Source organism: Methylobacterium sp. 22177, from assembly GCF_052045615.1.
GTDB lineage: Bacteria > Pseudomonadota > Alphaproteobacteria > Rhizobiales > Beijerinckiaceae > Methylobacterium > Methylobacterium radiotolerans.
Genome location: NZ_JBQEPK010000073.1, coordinates 1 through 15,801 on the forward strand (window position 1 = coordinate 1; position 15,801 = coordinate 15,801).

The 15,801-nt window shown below is 71.3% G+C and carries 13 protein-coding genes; 7 read left to right on the forward strand and 6 right to left on the reverse strand.

Annotated features, from left to right (window positions below; genetic code table 11):
* The 3 genes from ruvB to ybgC form a co-directional block, all read left to right on the forward strand.
* On the forward strand, positions 1–988 hold a 988-nt coding region (gene ruvB / locus ACTJK8_RS30640; RefSeq protein WP_440763063.1), incomplete at its 5' end, for a Holliday junction branch migration DNA helicase RuvB.
* 367 nt (positions 989–1,355) lie between these two features.
* Positions 1,356–2,081 carry a DUF4142 domain-containing protein gene (locus ACTJK8_RS30645; RefSeq protein WP_012317754.1) on the forward strand — a complete coding sequence of 242 codons (726 nt, stop codon included), beginning with the start codon at positions 1,356–1,358 and terminating at the stop codon, positions 2,079–2,081.
* A gap of 89 nt (positions 2,082–2,170) precedes the next feature.
* A complete protein-coding gene (gene ybgC / locus ACTJK8_RS30650) occupies positions 2,171–2,623 on the forward strand; it encodes a tol-pal system-associated acyl-CoA thioesterase (protein WP_012317753.1) in 453 nt (150 codons plus the stop codon).
* A gap of 14 nt (positions 2,624–2,637) precedes the next feature.
* Here the strand turns inward: ybgC and ACTJK8_RS30655 are convergent, their stop codons facing one another.
* Positions 2,638–3,426 carry an HpcH/HpaI aldolase family protein gene (locus tag ACTJK8_RS30655; protein WP_012317752.1) on the reverse strand — a complete coding sequence of 263 codons (789 nt, stop codon included), beginning with the start codon at positions 3,424–3,426 and terminating at the stop codon, positions 2,638–2,640.
* A gap of 308 nt (positions 3,427–3,734) precedes the next feature.
* Here ACTJK8_RS30655 and tolQ point away from each other — a divergent pair, with 308 nt between their 5' ends.
* The 4 genes from tolQ to tolB all read left to right on the forward strand — a co-directional run bounded on the left by tolQ (position 3,735) and on the right by tolB (position 7,693).
* The gene (gene tolQ, locus ACTJK8_RS30660) at positions 3,735–4,451 is read left to right on the forward strand and encodes a protein TolQ (protein ID WP_012317751.1); all 717 of its coding nucleotides are present in this window, start codon (positions 3,735–3,737) and stop codon (positions 4,449–4,451) included.
* 27 nt (positions 4,452–4,478) lie between these two features.
* A complete protein-coding gene (locus ACTJK8_RS30665) occupies positions 4,479–4,925 on the forward strand; it encodes an ExbD/TolR family protein (RefSeq protein ID WP_012317750.1) in 447 nt (148 codons plus the stop codon).
* 9 nt (positions 4,926–4,934) lie between these two features.
* Positions 4,935–6,287: a cell envelope integrity protein TolA gene (tolA, locus tag ACTJK8_RS30670; protein WP_012317749.1), complete on the forward strand. Its 1,353-nt coding sequence runs from the start codon at positions 4,935–4,937 to the stop codon at positions 6,285–6,287.
* A gap of 68 nt (positions 6,288–6,355) precedes the next feature.
* On the forward strand, positions 6,356–7,693 hold the full coding sequence (tolB, locus tag ACTJK8_RS30675; protein WP_012317748.1) for a Tol-Pal system beta propeller repeat protein TolB: 1,338 nt from the start codon (positions 6,356–6,358) through the stop codon (positions 7,691–7,693).
* A 199-nt stretch (positions 7,694–7,892) separates the two neighbouring features.
* On the opposite strand, the gene ACTJK8_RS30680 is transcribed toward tolB, so the two are convergent.
* The 5 genes from ACTJK8_RS30680 to ACTJK8_RS30700 form a co-directional block, all read right to left on the reverse strand.
* Positions 7,893–9,125, reverse strand: a complete 1,233-nt coding sequence (locus tag ACTJK8_RS30680) for an MFS transporter (protein ID WP_012317747.1) — start codon at positions 9,123–9,125, stop codon at positions 7,893–7,895.
* A gap of 37 nt (positions 9,126–9,162) precedes the next feature.
* Positions 9,163–11,751: a sensor histidine kinase gene (locus ACTJK8_RS30685; protein ID WP_012317746.1), complete on the reverse strand. Its 2,589-nt coding sequence runs from the start codon at positions 11,749–11,751 to the stop codon at positions 9,163–9,165.
* Positions 11,752–12,123: 372 nt separating this feature from the next.
* The gene (gene ahcY / locus ACTJK8_RS30690) at positions 12,124–13,524 is read right to left on the reverse strand and encodes an adenosylhomocysteinase (protein WP_012317745.1); all 1,401 of its coding nucleotides are present in this window, start codon (positions 13,522–13,524) and stop codon (positions 12,124–12,126) included.
* 157 nt (positions 13,525–13,681) lie between these two features.
* Entirely contained in the window at positions 13,682–14,086 is a 405-nt protein-coding gene (locus ACTJK8_RS30695) for a hypothetical protein (protein ID WP_063111554.1), read from the reverse strand.
* 307 nt (positions 14,087–14,393) lie between these two features.
* A partial coding sequence (locus ACTJK8_RS30700; RefSeq protein ID WP_440763064.1) for a KUP/HAK/KT family potassium transporter occupies positions 14,394–15,801 on the reverse strand: 1,408 nt, incomplete at its 5' end.

Sequence of the window (15,801 nt, forward strand, 5' to 3'; positions counted from 1 at the left end):
GACGATCCGCCCTCTGAGCCTGTCGGAGTTCATCGGTCAGCGTGCGGCGCGTGCGAACATGCAGGTGTTCATCGAGGCTGCGAAGAAGACCGGTCAGGCGCTCGACCACGTGCTGTTCGTCGGTCCGCCGGGGCTGGGCAAGACGACGCTGGCCCAGATCGTGGCGCGCGAGCTGGGTGTGAACTTCCGCTCGACCTCCGGGCCGGTGATCGCCAAGGCCGGCGACCTGGCCGCGCAGCTCACCAACCTGGAGGAGCGCGACGTCCTGTTCATCGACGAGATCCACCGGCTCAACCCGGCGGTCGAGGAGATCCTCTACCCGGCCATGGAAGACTACCAGCTCGACCTGATCATCGGCGAGGGCCCGGCGGCGCGCTCGGTCAAGATCGAGCTGCCGAAGTTCACCCTGGTCGGCGCCACGACGCGGGCGGGGCTGCTGACGACGCCGCTGCGCGACCGGTTCGGGATCCCGATCCGGCTGGAGTTCTACGAGATCGACGAGCTGGAGCAGATCGTGGCGCGCGGCGCGCGGGTCCTGGGCTTGGGCATGTCGGCGGAGGGCGCCAACGAGATCGCCCGGCGGGCGCGGGGCACGCCGCGGATCGCGGGGCGGCTGTTGCGGCGGGTGCGGGATTTCGCGGTCGTGGCGGAGGCCGAGACGGTGACGCGGGCGATCGCCGACCGGGCGCTGCAGCTCCTGGACGTGGACGGGGCGGGTCTGGACGTGATGGACCGCAAGTACCTGAGCCTGATCGCGCGCGCGTTCGGGGGCGGCCCGGTGGGGATCGAGACCATCGGCGCGGCCTTGTCGGAGCCGCGCGACGCCATCGAGGACATCATCGAGCCCTACCTGATCCAGCGCGGCTTCGTGCAGCGCACGCCCCGCGGCCGCGTCCTCACACGACACGCGTACCGGCACATGCAGATCCCGGAACCGACGCGCGAGACCCCCGGGCAGTTCGGCTTCTTCGGCGACGAGGAGCCGTGAGGCGGCCCCGACCGCTCTATGCACTGAGTTCGGACCAGCGTTTCCCGCGGCACATGCGCTCCGCGCGCCCCGATCCGCGCCCCTGCCGGCGCGATCGCGCCCCGCGGCATCGGCAAGTCGCTGCGACGCAATCCGTTTTCCCGACGGTTGCCGGACAATATTGCCAAGCTTAGGTCGGGTCATCACGGATCTGTGTACTGTAAAAATGTGCCGGATCGCGTGGAACAGGCCCGAAACGCGACAGTTGTGGAGGCGACCGCGCCGGGTCCGCTCGGCGCCGGCAAGGCTGTCTCGATCGGGGTCCTGCCTCTGCGGTCGCGGCAGATCTTCGCGATCTCAAGAACAACGTCAGGGATAAACTTCCGCCATGAAGAAGCTCACGCTCGCCGTTCTCGGCCTGTCCGTCGCCGCGATCTCGGCGCCCGCCTTCGCGCAGGACGCCCTGCCGATCCGCGTGCTGCCCTTCGCCAACCAGGACGGCGTCGGCGCCGCCGCGACCGAGACGCCCGCCTTCCGGGCCGAGGCGCTCCGTTCGGACGCCGCCAGCATCGAGGCGAGCCGCATCGCCCTTCAGCGGTCGCGCAACCCGCAGGTCCGCAACTACGCCAACCGCGTCCTCGTCGAGCGCAAGGCGACCACGGACGCGCTGCTGCCGCCGAACACCTCCCTGACCCGCAACGGCTCGGTGGTCTCCGACAACCAGGGCATCCGCACCGACCTGAGCAACCCGGTGGGCCTCGTGCTCGCGCCGGTGACGGTGGCCGCCAACATCGGCACCGGGATCGTCGGCGGCGCCCTCGGCGCGGTCGGCATCGTCGACAACAGCCCGGCCGAGCCGGGCCGTCGCGTCGCCCTCGGCGAGCGCGGCCAGGCGCGGCTGGCGCAGCTCCAGGCGGCCCCGAACGGCCGGGCCTTCGACCGGACCTACATCGATCAGCAGGCCCGCTCGGACGCCCGCACCCTGGCGCTCTACGACGCCTACGCCAAGCAGGGCGACAACGCCCAGGGTCGCAAGTTCGCCACCGAGGCCCTGCCGTACATTGCCGACGAGCACGCCCACTCGGCGACCATCGCCGCCCGCATCGGCGGCTGAACCGCGCGCACCGCGTGATCCCGCGAGGGCCGCCCCAGGGCGGCCCTCGTCGTGTTGCGCCCCTGCGCCGCCCGTCGCTAAAGGGGCGCATGAGCGCGATCGAGCCCGGCACCGACGGACCTTCGGAGGATGGCCCCCCACCGCACCGGCTGGGCGTGCGCGTCTACTACGAGGACACCGACTTCTCGGGCTTCGTCTACCACGCCAGCTACCTGCGCTTCCTCGAGCGCGGCCGCACGGAGCTGCTGCGGGCGCTCGCCGGCGACCAGTCGGACCTGCACCGCGACGCGCGCGGCCTCGTCTTCGTGGTGCGGCGGATGAGTCTCGATTTCCTCCGCCCGGCCAGGATGGACGACCTGCTGACCGTCGTCACCCGCACGCGCGCCCTGCGCGGGGCCTCGATGCAGCTCGCCCAGGAGGTGCGGCGGGCCGACGCGGTGCTGGTCGCCGCGGAGGTCACGGTCGCCTGCGTGCGCGACGGCCGCGCCGTTCGCCTTCCCGACGCGCTGCGGCGGCGGCTCGCACCGGGCGACGCCGCCTAGGCACCGGCCGGCGGTCAGCCGGCCCGCGACGGGTCGGCCTCGCAGAGGACCCGGGCGAAGGCGTTGACGATCGTCAGGGCGTCGTACTCGACCGAGACCAGCTGGTAGCCCATCCCGACCATCTCCCGGGCCCGCGCCGGCGACGGCGCGAAGGCGCAGGGAATCTTGCCCGCCGCCCGCGTCTTGCGCGCGATCTCGCCGAGGGCCGCCGTCACCGCCGATCCCAGGGGGTCGATGACCGCCCCCTTCGACAGGGCGATCGACAGGTCGGCGGGCCCGACCAGCACCCCGTCGATGCCCGGCACGGCGAGGATCGCCTCCAGGTCGGCGATCCCCGCCTCGGTCTCGCACATGGCGATCGTGAGCGCCCGGTCGTTGGCGCCCGCGAGGTAGTCCGCGCCGTTCCGGAGCCCCGAGAGCCACATGGCCCGGTCCGGTCCCCAGCTCCGCTGGCCGACCGGCGGGAACTTCGCGGCGGCGGCCAGGGCCTCGGCATCCGCGACGGTGTTGATCATCGGCGCCACGATTCCGGCGGCGCCCGCGTCGAGCATCCGCGAGACCATGGCGAAGTCGCCCACCGGCACGCGCACGAGGCTCGATTTGCCCGCGAGGGCGACCTCGGTGATCGCCGCACAGGACGATTTGTAGTCGTAGGTGCCGTGCTGCTGGTCCAGCAGGACGGCGTCGAATCCCGCGCGCGCCAGGAAGCCGGCCAGCATCGGGTCGGCGATCATGGACCAGCCCAGGAACCGGGCCGGACCGGTGGGGAGCAGATCGGGCAGGCTGGGAACGGGGAGGGTCATGCGCGTCCTGCGTATCTCAGGGCTGTCGACTCGGCGCCGCTTGCCGCGACCATACGGGAGGCGCTTTCGGCAGGTCCAGCCCGCACGGCCCGGCCTTCGCTGCCGCGTGCCTCAGGATCGCCCGGATCGAAACCGATCCTTAACCCTGCCGCGCCCTTAACGGAGGCGATGCCACGGCGGGGCGCGGGGGTCGTCGACGGCCCTTACTTTCGACAGATTCGCGGGCGACAGCCTTGATATCGCTCACGGATCCGGCGGACGCGGGCCTCGCCCGGCGCATCGCGATCCGGAGCAGGAGACCTCGACGGATGAACCCAGCCGACGCGATGCAGGCCGCGCCTGTCGCCGACATGACGCTGCTCGGCCTGTTCCTGCAGGCCCACTTCGTCGTGAAGATCGTGATGATCGGGCTGCTCAGCGCCTCGATCTGGTGCTGGTCGATCATCGTCGACAAGACGCTGCTGTTCCGCCGGACCAAGGCCGAGATGGACGCGTTCGAGGACGCGTTCTGGTCCGGCCGCTCGCTGGAGGAGCTGTTCCGCTCGTTCAACGACCGACCGGCCACGGGCCTCGCCGCCGTGTTCGTCGCCGCCATGCGGGAGTGGAAGCGCAGCTTCGAGGGCTCCGGCCGGCAGATCCAGTCGCTGTCGCAGCGCATCGAGAAGCAGCTCGACGTCACCATCCACCGCGAGGTCGAGCGGCTCGAATCGCGCCTGCTGTTCCTCGCCTCGATCGGCTCGGCCGGCCCGTATATCGGCCTGTTTGGCACGGTCTGGGGCATCATGACCGCCTTCACGTCGATCGCCGCCTCGAAGAACACCTCGCTCGCGGTCGTCGCCCCCGGCATCGCCGAGGCGCTGTTCGCCACCGCCATCGGCCTGTTCGCCGCGATCCCGGCGGTGCTCGCCTACAACAAGCTCCAGGCCGAGGTCTCCAAGGCGCAGTCGCGGCTGGAGAGTTTCGCCGACGAGTTCTCCGCCATCCTCTCCCGCCAGATCGACGAGCGGCTGCCGCTCGCCGCCTGAACCGGCTGATCCAGAGGAGACCGATCCATGGGCATGGCAGCGGGCGCATCGCAGGGCGGCAAGCGCCGCCGGCGCCGGGGCCGCCGCGGCGGCCCCATCAACGAGATCAACATGACGCCGTTCATCGACGTCGTGCTCGTGCTCCTGATCATCTTCATGGTCGCGGCGCCGATGATGACCGTGGGCGTGCCCCTCGACCTGCCGCAGTCCAAGGCCGCGCCGCTCAATTCGGACGTGAAGCCGATCACCCTGTCGATCCGCCAGACCGGCCAGGTCTTCCTCGGCGAGGACGAGCTCACCGACGACACGATCGTGCCGAAGCTCATGGAGACCGCCAAGACCGGCACCGAGGAGCGCGTCTTCGTGCGCGGCGACAAGCGGGTCGATTACGGCCGGGTGGCGCAGGTGATGGCGATCGTGACCGGCGGCGGCTTCAAGAAAGTCGCCCTCGTCACCGAGCCTGAGCATCAGTAGGGCCGTCCCGTGGAGTTCCGCTTCGACCGCAAGGAACCGGGTGTCTGGATCTCCGCCGGCACCCACGTCGCGCTCCTCGCGCTGGCGCTGGTCAGTGTCGCGGCCCCGGCCCTGCCGGAGGCCCAGGAGGGCGTGCCCGTCGAGGTGATCACCGAGAACCAGTTCTCCGAGATCACCAAGGGCGAGCGTCAGGCCGACAAGCCGATGCCGAACGCCACGTCGCGGGCCGACCGCAAGGCGGAGAAGTTCGAGGATCGCGAGCCCGAGAATGCCAAGCAGGACGCGCCCACCGCGCCGACCCGCACGGCCGAGATGAAGCTCGCCAACGCGGACGAGATGCCGCTGCGCGGCGAGCCCGACCCGCAGGAGGCGGCCCAGGCCGCCAAGGCGGCGGAGAAGGCGGCGCAGGAGAAGCGCGACGCCGAGAAGGCCGCCGCCAAGGCGGCCGAGAAGGCAGCAGAGAAGGCGGCCGAGAAGGCCGCGGCGGAGAAGGCTGCCGCCGCCAAGGCCGAGGCGAAGGCCAAGGCCGAGGCCGTCGCGAAGGCCGAGGCCGAGAAGCGCGAGCAGCTCGAGAAGCTGATCGAGAAGCAGGAAGCCGAGGCCGCGGCGGCCGCCCAGAAGGCCGCCGCCGCGAAGAAGGCCGAAGCCGCCAAGGAGGCGGCCAAGGAAGCGGCCAAGAAGGCCGCCGACGCGAAGGCCAAGGCCGAGGCGGAAGCCGAGCGCCAGAAGGAGATCGCGGAGGCCAAGGCCGAAGCCGAGCGCGAGAAGGCGGAGGCCGCCGCCAAGGCGAAGGCGGAGGCCGCCAAGGCCGAGGCGGCCGCCAAAGCCGAGGCCGCCGCCAAGGCGAAGGCGAAGGCCATGGCGGACGCGAAGGCCAAGGCCGACGCCGAGGCCAAGGCGCGCAAGCAGGCCGAGCTCGCCGACAAGTTCAACGCGGGCGACATCCGCTCGATGCTCGCCTCGAAGGCGCCGTCGCAGTCGACCGGCGCCACCGGCCACGCGGTGCAGAAGGTGGCGGCGCTCGGCGCCGCGACCGGCAACGCGCAGCGCCTGTCGCCGTCGCTGCGCGACGCCCTGGTCGGGCTGCTCCAGCAGCAGATCGAGCGCTGCTACTCGGCGCCGCCCGGCGCGGCCCAGGGCGTGGTCCTGCCGGTGCTCGACATCCGCCTGAACCCCAACGGCTCGCTCAGCACCGAGCCGCGGATCATGCGCGGCGGGGCGAGCGCGGTGGACCAGTCGATCGCGCAGGCCGCGCTCCGCGCGGTCCGCCGCTGCGCGCCGTACAACATCCCGGCCACCTACGCGCCGTACTACAACGACTGGAAGGCCATCAACGCGGAGTTCGAGTTCACGGCGACTTGAGGGCGTCCAGCCCTTCTTCCGCCCTGATCCGGCCGCCTCGTCAGATCGTCACTCGGATCCGACCCACCATGCTGCACCTGCCCTCCGTCGGGCGACTCCCGACGTCCTTCGCCGCGCGCCTGATCGCGGTCTTCACCCTGCTGACGGCCGTCCTGGCCGGGCCCGCCCAGGCGCAGCTGCAGCTGCGCATCGGCGGCGGCAACTTCCAGCCGATGCCCATCGCCATCGCGGATTTCGGCGGCGATCCGAGCCTCGCCGGCCTCGTCTCCGGCGTGGTCACCAACGACCTGCGCCGCTCCGGCTACTTCACGCCGCTCGATCACGCCCGCTTCCCCGAGCAGCCGAATTTCGACGCTGCCCCGAACTTCGAGAAGTGGCGCGCCACCGGCGTCCAGGGCCTCGTCACCGGCCGCGTCGTCCGCGAGGGCGGCCGGGTCAAGGTCGAGTTCCGGCTCTGGGACGTGACCAACGGCCAGCAGATGACCGGCCAGCAATACGGCACCGACGCCGCCAACGTCCGGCGCACCGGCCACCTGATCTCCGACGGGGTCTACACCAAGATCACCGGCCTCGGGCCCTGGTTCGACAGCCGCATCGCCTTCGTGGACGAGACCGGCCCGAAGGAGAATCGCCGCAAGCGCCTGATGGTCATGGACCAGGACGGCGCCAATGTCCGGGCGATCACCACCGGCGAGATGTCGATCGTGGCGCCGCGCTACTCGCCGGCCACCCAGGACATCGCCTTCATGGCCCAGGCCACCGGCCACCAGCCGCGGGTGCAGATGATCAACCTGGAGACCGGCTCCCGCCAGGCGCTCGGCAACGTCGATTCGATGAGCGCGAGCCCGCGCTTCTCGCCGGACGGCCGGAAGATCGTGATGAGCGTCCAGCAGGGCGGCAACGCCGACATCGTGACGATGGACCTCGCCTCGAAGGCCCAGCGCTCGATCACCAACGGCATGGCGATCGACACCTCGCCGACCTACTCGCCGGACGGATCGCAGATCGCCTTCGAGTCCGACCGCGGCGGCTCCCAGCAGGTCTACGTGATGGGGGCGGACGGCTCGAACCCGCACCGGATCACCTTCGGTCCCGGCTCGGCCTCGCAGCCGGCCTTCTCGCCCCGCGGCGACCTGATCGCCTACACGCGCCAGCGCAACGGCGGCTTCGCCATCTGCGTCTCGAAGCCCGACGGCTCGGGCGAGCGCGTGCTCACCGAGGGCTTCCACAACGAGGGCCCGACCTTCGCGCCGAACGGCCAGTACGTGCTGTTCTTCCGCGATCCGGGCGGCCAGGGCGGCGGCAAGCTGTTCATGGTCGACATCACCGGCAAGGTGGAGCAGCCGGTCCCGACGCCCGCCTACGCGTCCGACCCGACCTGGTCGCCGCTGCTGTCGGGCCGCTGAGCCCGTCGCGGAGCCCGGCTCGCGGGGCGGGCTCCGGGACCGTTCCCGGTCGTGGTGCAACGGTTCTGAAGGACGGCGCGCCCCTCACCCTGTCCCTCGCCCGCACGGGAGAGGGGCCGCGCGCTCCGTGCGGCGCCGGCTCGCGGCGCTACGATCGCCACCGCGGTCATCCGAGACGCGCCGCCTCCGAAACCGCGCGCTATCCCTGCACCATCAGCCGGTCGCGGGCCCGCAACGCCGGGAAGAGCTTGCCCCAGAGCAGCGCGACCCCGACCGTCGCGGCGCCGCCGACCACCACCGCCGGGACCGCGCCGATCGCGGCGGCCAGCAGCCCCGATTCGAACTCGCCGAGCTCGTTCGAGGCGCCGATGAACACCGTGTTCACCGCCGAGACGCGGCCGCGCATCGCGTCCGGCGTCTCGCCCTGCACGAAGGTCTGGCGCACGTAGACCGAGATCATGTCGGCGGCGCCCGTGACGAACAGGCAGGCCATCGACAGCGGCAGCGACGTCGACAGCCCGAACGCGACCGTGGCGGCCCCGAACACCGCGGCGGCGCGGAGCATGCGCACGCCCGCGTGGCGCCGCAGGGGGTAGTTCGCCAGCAGCACCGCCATGGCGACCGCCCCGAAGGCCGGCATGCTCCGCAGCGCGCCCAGGCCCAGGGGCCCGACATGCAGCACCTCCGCCGCGTAGATCGGCAGGAGCGCCGTGGCGCCGCCGAGCAGCACCGTGAACAGGTCGAGGCTGATCGCCCCGAGCACCACCGGCTGCGAGCGGATGTAGTCGATGCCGGCCGACAGCGCCGCCCAGGTGATCGGCGGCCGCTCGCTCACCGCCGCCGGCCGGAAGCGGATCAGCAGGGTCAGGACGCTGGCCAGGGCGAAGCTGCCCCCTGCCAGGCCGAACACGACCCCGGGACCGAGGGCGTAGAGGAAGCCGCCGAGCGCCGGCCCCATCACGGACGCGCTCTGCCAGAGGGACGCGTTCCACGCGATCGCCGAGCTGAATTGCGGTCCGGGCACCAGGGTCGGCAGCAGCGCCTGCAGGGCCGGATTGGCGAAAGCCCGGGCCGTGCCCACGACGATGACGAGGGCGTAGATCGGCCAGACGGAGTGCACGCCCGTGAGGGCGCAGGCGAGGAGCCCGAGGCTCGCCGCGCTCTGCAGGGCGAAGGCGGCGCCACCGACGAGGCGCCGGTCGTAGGCGTCCGCGACGTGGCCGGTGATCAGCGCGCACAGAACCGCCGGCAGGAAGCCCGCGAGGCCCACGAGGCCCAGCGCCAGGGCGGAATGGGTCAGGTCGTAGACGAACCAGCCGATCGCCACGGCCTGCATCTGGTAGGCGAGGCCCGTGAGGAACCGCGCCGAGCCGAACAGGCGGAAGTCGCCGATGCCGAAGACGGCCCAGCCGGAACGATCGTGCGCGGACATGCCCCCTGCTGCGCGGGACCGGCCGAAGAATCAAGCGCTACGGCGAGGTTCGCCGGTCGGATGTCGGGGGTTCCGGCCGGATCGGCTGCAGCGTCAGGATGGGCTTGCGCGGCGGTGGTGGCGGGAGCGGCGCTTTGGGTTCGGGCGGGGCGCGCCGGGCCTCGCCCGCGTGGTCGGTCGGGAACGTGCAGGTGACGCGGGTGCCGCTGCCCGGCGCCGTCTCCAGCAGGACGCGGCCGCCGTGCAACTCGACGAAGGAGCGCACGATCGACAGGCCGAGGCCGACGCCCCGGTGCCGGGTTCCGAGCGTGTGGCTCTCGAAGCGGTTGAACACCGAATCGGCGATCTCGGGCGGCATGCCCCGTCCGTGGTCCCGCACGCTCAGGAGCAGCTCCTGCGCGGTCCGGCGGGCCTGGACCTCCACGCGCTGGCCGGCATCCGAGAAGCCGACGGCGTTCGAGAGCAGGTTGAACAGGATCTGGCGCACCCGCTTCCCGTCGGCGTGGACGCTGCCGATATCCTCCGGCACGTCGAGGGCGAGGGTGATGTGCGATTCCGCGAGCCGGTCCTCGATGCCGCGCACCGCGGCCTCGACGGTGGCCTGGACGTCGACCTCCTCCCGCTGCAGCTCGAGTGAGCCGGCGTCGATCGAGGCGAGGTCGAGGATGTCGTTGATGATGACGAGCAGCGCCGCCGAGGAGCGCATGATGTGGTCGGCGTACTCGCGCTGCCGCTCGTTGAGCGCGCCGACGGTCTCGTCGCCGAGAAGCTGGGTGAAGCCGATGATGTTGGTGAGCGGGGAGCGCAGCTCGTAGGAGACGTGGTGCACGAAGGTGTCGCGCAGCTGCGCGGCCTTCTCCAGGGCGTCGTTCTTCTCGGTGAGCGCCCGCTCGACGTTCACGCTCGCCGTCACGTCGATCAGGGTCAGGAGCGTCGCGCCTTCCGGGAGCGGCTGCGCGGCGCAGTCGAGGACCGTGCCGTCCACCACCTCCAGGCGGCACGTCCGGGCGGTGCGAGCTTCGAGGCCGACCACCGCGTCGCGGATGTCGAGCCACGGCTCCTCGGCGGGGGCGAGCGCGCGGCAGGCGGCGATCACCGCGTCGACGTGCGGGCGCTCCTCGACCATCTCGGGGTCGAGCCGCCACACGGTGAAGAAGGCGCGGTTGGCGAGGGACAGGCGTCCGTCCGCGCCGAACACGGCCACCGGCTCGGCCAGCGTGTCCAGGGTCTCCGCCTGCAGGCGGCGCAGGGCGTTGTAGCGCGATTCGGCGTTCAGGCGGTCGGAGACGTCGTCGAACAGGTAGGTCAGGCCGCCCTGCGGGTTCGGATCCGCGACCACGCGCAGGGTCCGGCCGTCGGGCAGGTACCACCAGGTCTGGTTCGCCTCCGCGGCCCGGTAGGCGGACAGAACGCCCTGCTTCCAGCCGCGGAAATCCGCGTGCTCCTCGAGCTTCCGCTCCGCCCGCAGGTGGTCGAGGATCTCCCCGTCGGAGGGCCGGCTGTCGAGGAAGGCCTGGTCGAGGTCCCAGAGCTGCCGATAGGCGGCGTTGTGGAAGATCAGACGCTGCGAGACGTCGAACATCGCGACCGCGGTCGGAAGCTGGTCCAGGGTCCGGACGTTGGCGTTCATCTGCCGCTGCAGGTCAGCGCGCACGCTCTCGAGTTCCGAGACGTCGATGGCGATGCCGACGCGGCCGGTCTCGAGCCCGGTCTCGAACACGTCGAGCATCCGCCGGTTGCCGGCCACGATGGCCGAGAGGCGCGGGACGCTCCGGGTCAGGCCGGCGAACCGGGCCGCCTCCTCGCGGGCGATCGTCTCCCGGGCCGGGCGGTCGAACAGCTCCAGGCCGGCGTCGAGGGCGGCCTCGCGGCTCTCCGCCTCGACCGCCGCCACGTAGGCCGCGTTGACCCAGCTCAGCCCGCCGTCGCGGTTGCGCCGCCAGACCGGCTGCGGGATCGCGTCGAGGAGTCCCGACAGGGCCGAGAGCCCGCGGCGGGTCTCGTCCAGGGCCGCGCGCAGGTCGGCGATCTCGCAGCGCTCCTGGCTGGTCTCGCGCAGGCGCAGGAGCGCCCGCCCCGCCACGGCCTGCCCGTGGGCCTCGATGCTCCTGCCGGTCTGGCTCCGCAGGCTCAGCGCGAAGCCGGTGCCGCGCGCCCGCAGGGTCTCCACGGCGGTCTCCACGGCGGTCGCGTCCGCGGGGACGAGCCACGTGCCGAAAGCCAGCACGCGGCGGGCGTAGCCGGAGGTCGGCCGCTCGCCGTGGATGGCGAGGCTGATGTCGCCCTCGACCACCGGCTCGCTGCGCTGATCCCAGGTGACGATGATCTGCCGCTCGGCGTTGAGCAGCATCTCGGCCCGGTCGTGGGCGCCGCGCAGGACGTCGAGAGTCGCGGCGAGCTCGCGCTCGCGGCGGGTCCACCGGCCGCGCTCGTAGAGATGGAGGAGCGACAGGATCACCGCGAAGGCCACGAGCCCGCCGAAGATCGCCAGGGCGGCCACGCTGTGAATCTCCCGCGCGGGATGCGCGGCGGCGGCCTCCGGCAGCTCGGCGAAGGCCGCGCTCGCCGTCGTCAGGGCGAGCGCGCCCACGCCGATCCGAACGTGTGTCGCACGACCGACACCCATGGTTTGCCCCGCCCCCGTACCCGATGGCTGTCCGACCGGCGCGCGTCGCCGCGCGGCGCAGAAGGCACCGTTCCCGCGGCGCTCGTCCCGAACTGCCGCAGCCCCATCGATCTAAGATTCGCCCGCACTCTACAGTGCGGCGGAATCGCCCCGGAAGGGGAACGAAGCGTGGCTTTGGGCGAAGTCGGCATAATCAGCCGTTAACGACACACAGAAGACACAGTTCGATTCGGTCGTCGGCGGTTGACAAACGAGAAAGCCCGGCGCAGCGCGCCGGGCTCTCGGATCGTCCGATCGGACCTCTCCGCCGGATCGCGGCGGCGCGGTGCTGACCCCGGGAACGGGGCCGTCCGCGCCGTCGCCGATGCGGGCTCAGTAGCGGTAGTGCTCGGGCTTGAACGGGCCGCTCTCGGAGACGCCGATATAGGCGGCCTGATCGGGGCGGAGCTTCGAGAGCTTCACGCCGATCTTCTCCAGGTGCAGGGCCGCGACCTTCTCGTCGAGCGTCTTCGGCAGGGTGTAGACCTGCTTCTGGTACTTGCCCGGGTTGGACCACAGCTCGATCTGGGCCAGCGTCTGGTTGGTGAACGAGGCCGACATCACGAAGGACGGGTGACCGGTCGCGTTGCCGAGGTTCACCAGGCGGCCCTCCGACAGGAGGATGATCCGGTGGCCGTCCGCGAAGGTGATCTCGTCCACCTGCGGCTTGATGTTCGACCACTTGAGGTTCTTCAGGCCGGCGACCTGAATCTCGTTGTCGAAGTGGCCGATGTTGCAGACGATCGCCCGGTCCTTCATCGCCCGCATGTGGTCGATGGTGATGATGTCCTTGTTGCCCGTGGCGGTGACGAAGATGTCGGCGCGCGGCGCGGCATCCTCCATGGTCACGACCTCGTAGCCCTCCATGGCGGCCTGGAGCGCGCAGATCGGGTCGATCTCCGACACGAGCACGCGGCAGCCGGCGTTGCGCAGGGACGCGGCCGAACCCTTGCCCACGTCGCCGAAGCCCGCGACCATCGCGACCTTGCCGGCCATCATCACGTCGGTGCCGCGGCGGATGCCGTCGACCAGCGACTCCTTGCAACCGTACAGGTTGTCGAACTTCGACTTGGTGACCGAGTCGTTTACGTTGATCGCCGGGAAGAGCAGCTTGCCCTCCTTGGCCAGCACGTAGAGGCGGTGGACGCCCGTGGTCGTCTCCTCGGAGACGCCCTTGATGCTGTCCGCGAGGCCCGCGAACCAGCCCTTCGGCTTCTCGGCGAGCTTGCGCTTGAGGAGCGCGAAGAAGACCTCCTCCTCCTCGCTCGCCGGCTTGTCGAGGAACGCGGTGTCGCCGTTCTCGGCGCGCAGGCCGAGATGGACGAACATGGTCGCGTCGCCGCCGTCGTCGAGGATCATGTTCGGCATGCCGCCGTCGTGCCAGTCGAACAGGCGCGAGGTGTAGTCCCAGTACTCCTCCAGGGTCTCGCCCTTCACGGCGAAGACCGGGATGCCGGCGGCCGCGATGGCGGCGGCGGCGTGGTCCTGGGTCGAGTAGATGTTGCAGGAGACCCAGCGGATGTCGGCGCCGAGCGCCTTCAGGGTCTCGATCAGCACGGCGGTCTGGATCGTCATGTGCAGCGAGCCGGCGATCTTCGCGCCCTTCAGGGGCTGCGCGGCGCCGTACTCCTCGCGGACCGCCATCAGGCCCGGCATCTCCGTCTCGGCGATCGAGATCTCCTTCCGGCCGTAATCGGCCAGCCCGATATCCTTGACGATGTAATCCTTGGCCATGAGTCGATGGCTCCGTGTTCGCGTTGCGGGTCGGGGCAACCCCTACCACCGCGCGGCCTACGAAGCAATCAAGACATAAAGATGTCTTTATGCGTTCTGTTCGGCGGGGCGGCCGCGCGAACGCCCGCCCCGCTCCGGATCAGGTCCCGTCCACCGCTCAGCGGGCCGGCCGCGCCAGCCACCCGAGGCCGAACGCGACGGCGGCCACCAGGGCGAGGGTCGTGCCGCGGTTCTCGTCCGCGCGGGCCGCGAGGGTGCGCCCGTGGCGCACGGCGCGGTCGCGGTAGTGCTGGCCGCGCTCGAGCGCCTCGTCCGCCAGGGCGTGCCCGCGCTCGCTGACGTGGCGGAACCGGGTGCGGCCCTCCTCGATGAGGTGCTCGCCGCCGTGGCGCAGGTCGCGGACCGTGTCCCGGGCCTCGCCGTAGGCGTACTGGGCGGCGCCGGCGGCCTGATCGTAGGCGCCGTCGAGCTGGTCGGCGGCCCGGCCGCGGACCGCGCCCGCAGCCGTCTTGATCCGGCCGCGCAGATGGCGGACGCCGCCCTCGAGATGATCCCTGTTCATGCTGTCTCTCCAATCCGGCGCGCAGCCCGGGGGCGCGACGCCTGCGTCGGGGCGGAACGATGGCGGAAGGCTCCGGTTCCCGGCGGCGCGGCAGAGCGGCCTCAAGTTTTCGTGCGTCGGCGCGTCCGTGCCGGAAACAGGTCCGGACCGGCGCGACGTCACCGGCCGCGGCGTCGCCAATCGCCGGGCGCTGATCGAGGCATATCGCGGCTGAGCCGGCGCTCCGATCTCTCGGCACCACTCGGCCTGTTCTCGACCGCGCCGCGGCGGTGACTTGCCGGGCGGCGGGAATGTCTGCGGCGGAGGTCTAGATCTCGATCTCGGTCCCGACCTCGACGACCTGCCGGGTCGGCACGCCGAAGAAGGCGCCGGTGCGCTCGGCGTTGCGCTGCATGAAGGCGAACAGGTTCTCCCGCCAGGGCGCCATGCCCCGCTTGTCCCGTCGCGGAATGATCGTCTCGTGCCCGACGAAGACGGTCATGTCGTCGAGGACGTGCGGCGGCAGGTGGCGCGATTCGACCGCGCAGGCCAGCCCCTCGGGGATCGAGGCCTCCTCCATGAAGCCGTAGCGCAGGATCACCCTGTAGAAATCCGGCGCCAGGATCGTCACGTGGGCGCGCCGGTCCCGCGGGACGGTGGGCGTCTCCTCGTAGAGCGCCGTGATGATCAGGATGCGCTCCATCAGGGCGTGGTTGCGCTCCACGAAGCGCGAGAGATGCAGCGGGATGCCGTGCTCGGCCGCCGAGAGGAACGCCGCCGTGCCCGGCAGCCGCAGCAGGTCGCGGTGCTGGAGACCGCCGAGGAAGACGTCCTCCGGCAGGCGCAGCGCGGCCCTCGCCTCCTCGACCAGCTCGTTCCCCTTCTTCCAGGTCAGCATCATCGCGGCGACGAGACCGGCGAGCACCAGGGGAAACCACCCGCCTTCCAGGATCTTCACGCTGTTGGCGGCGAAGAACACGAGGTCGATGCCGAGGAAGAAGCCGTTGACCGCGAAGACCAGGAGCGGGTTATAGCCCCAGCGGAGCGCGATCAGCGCGGCGAGCAGCGTCGTGATGCCCATCAGCATCGAGACCGCGATACCGTAGGCGCCGGCGAGCGCGTCGGAGGAGCCGAACACCACCACGGCCGTCAGCGTCGCCGCGGCGAGCAGCCAGTTCACCGCCGGCACGTAGATCTGCCCGCGCTCGTCGTGCGCCGTCTGGACGATGCGCATGGCCGGCAGGAAGCCGAGCTGGACCGATTGCTGTGTCAGGGAGAAAACGCCCGAGATGATCGCCTGCGAGGCGATGATGGTCGCCATCGTGGCGAGCGCGACGAGGGGCAGATGGCCCCAGTCGGGGCTGAGGCGGAAGAACGGGTTCTCCAGGGCGTCGGGCGCGGCGATCAGCAGGGCGCCCTGGCCGAAATAGTTGAGCACCAGCGCGGGCAGGACCAGCACGAACCAGGCGACGCGGATCGGCAGGGCACCGAAATGGCCGAGATCGGCGTACATCGCCTCGCCGCCGGTCACCGCCAGGAACGCCGCGCCCAGCATCGCGAAGCTGACGTGCCAGCCGGCGTGGAGCATGAAATCGACGGCCCGGACCGGGTTGGCCGCCGCGAGGATCCCGGGCTCGGCGACGATGCCGGAGATCCCGAGGAGCCCCAGGACGGCGAACCAGACGAGCATGACGGGTCCGAAGACCCGGCCGATGGCGGCCACGCCCTTGTGCTGG

Coding starts and splice junctions, on each gene's coding strand:
- ACTJK8_RS30645 (WP_012317754.1), top strand. CDS start 1,356: ATGAAGAAGCTCACGCTCGCCGTTCTCGGCCTGTCCGTCGCCGCGATC.
- ybgC (WP_012317753.1), top strand. CDS start 2,171: ATGAGCGCGATCGAGCCCGGCACCGACGGACCTTCGGAGGATGGCCCC.
- ACTJK8_RS30655 (WP_012317752.1), bottom strand. CDS start 3,426: ATGACCCTCCCCGTTCCCAGCCTGCCCGATCTGCTCCCCACCGGTCCG.
- tolQ (WP_012317751.1), top strand. CDS start 3,735: ATGAACCCAGCCGACGCGATGCAGGCCGCGCCTGTCGCCGACATGACG.
- ACTJK8_RS30665 (WP_012317750.1), top strand. CDS start 4,479: ATGGGCATGGCAGCGGGCGCATCGCAGGGCGGCAAGCGCCGCCGGCGC.
- tolB (WP_012317748.1), top strand. CDS start 6,356: ATGCTGCACCTGCCCTCCGTCGGGCGACTCCCGACGTCCTTCGCCGCG.
- ACTJK8_RS30680 (WP_012317747.1), bottom strand. CDS start 9,125: ATGTCCGCGCACGATCGTTCCGGCTGGGCCGTCTTCGGCATCGGCGAC.
- ACTJK8_RS30685 (WP_012317746.1), bottom strand. CDS start 11,751: ATGGGTGTCGGTCGTGCGACACACGTTCGGATCGGCGTGGGCGCGCTC.
- ahcY (WP_012317745.1), bottom strand. CDS start 13,524: ATGGCCAAGGATTACATCGTCAAGGATATCGGGCTGGCCGATTACGGC.
- ACTJK8_RS30695 (WP_063111554.1), bottom strand. CDS start 14,086: ATGAACAGGGATCATCTCGAGGGCGGCGTCCGCCATCTGCGCGGCCGG.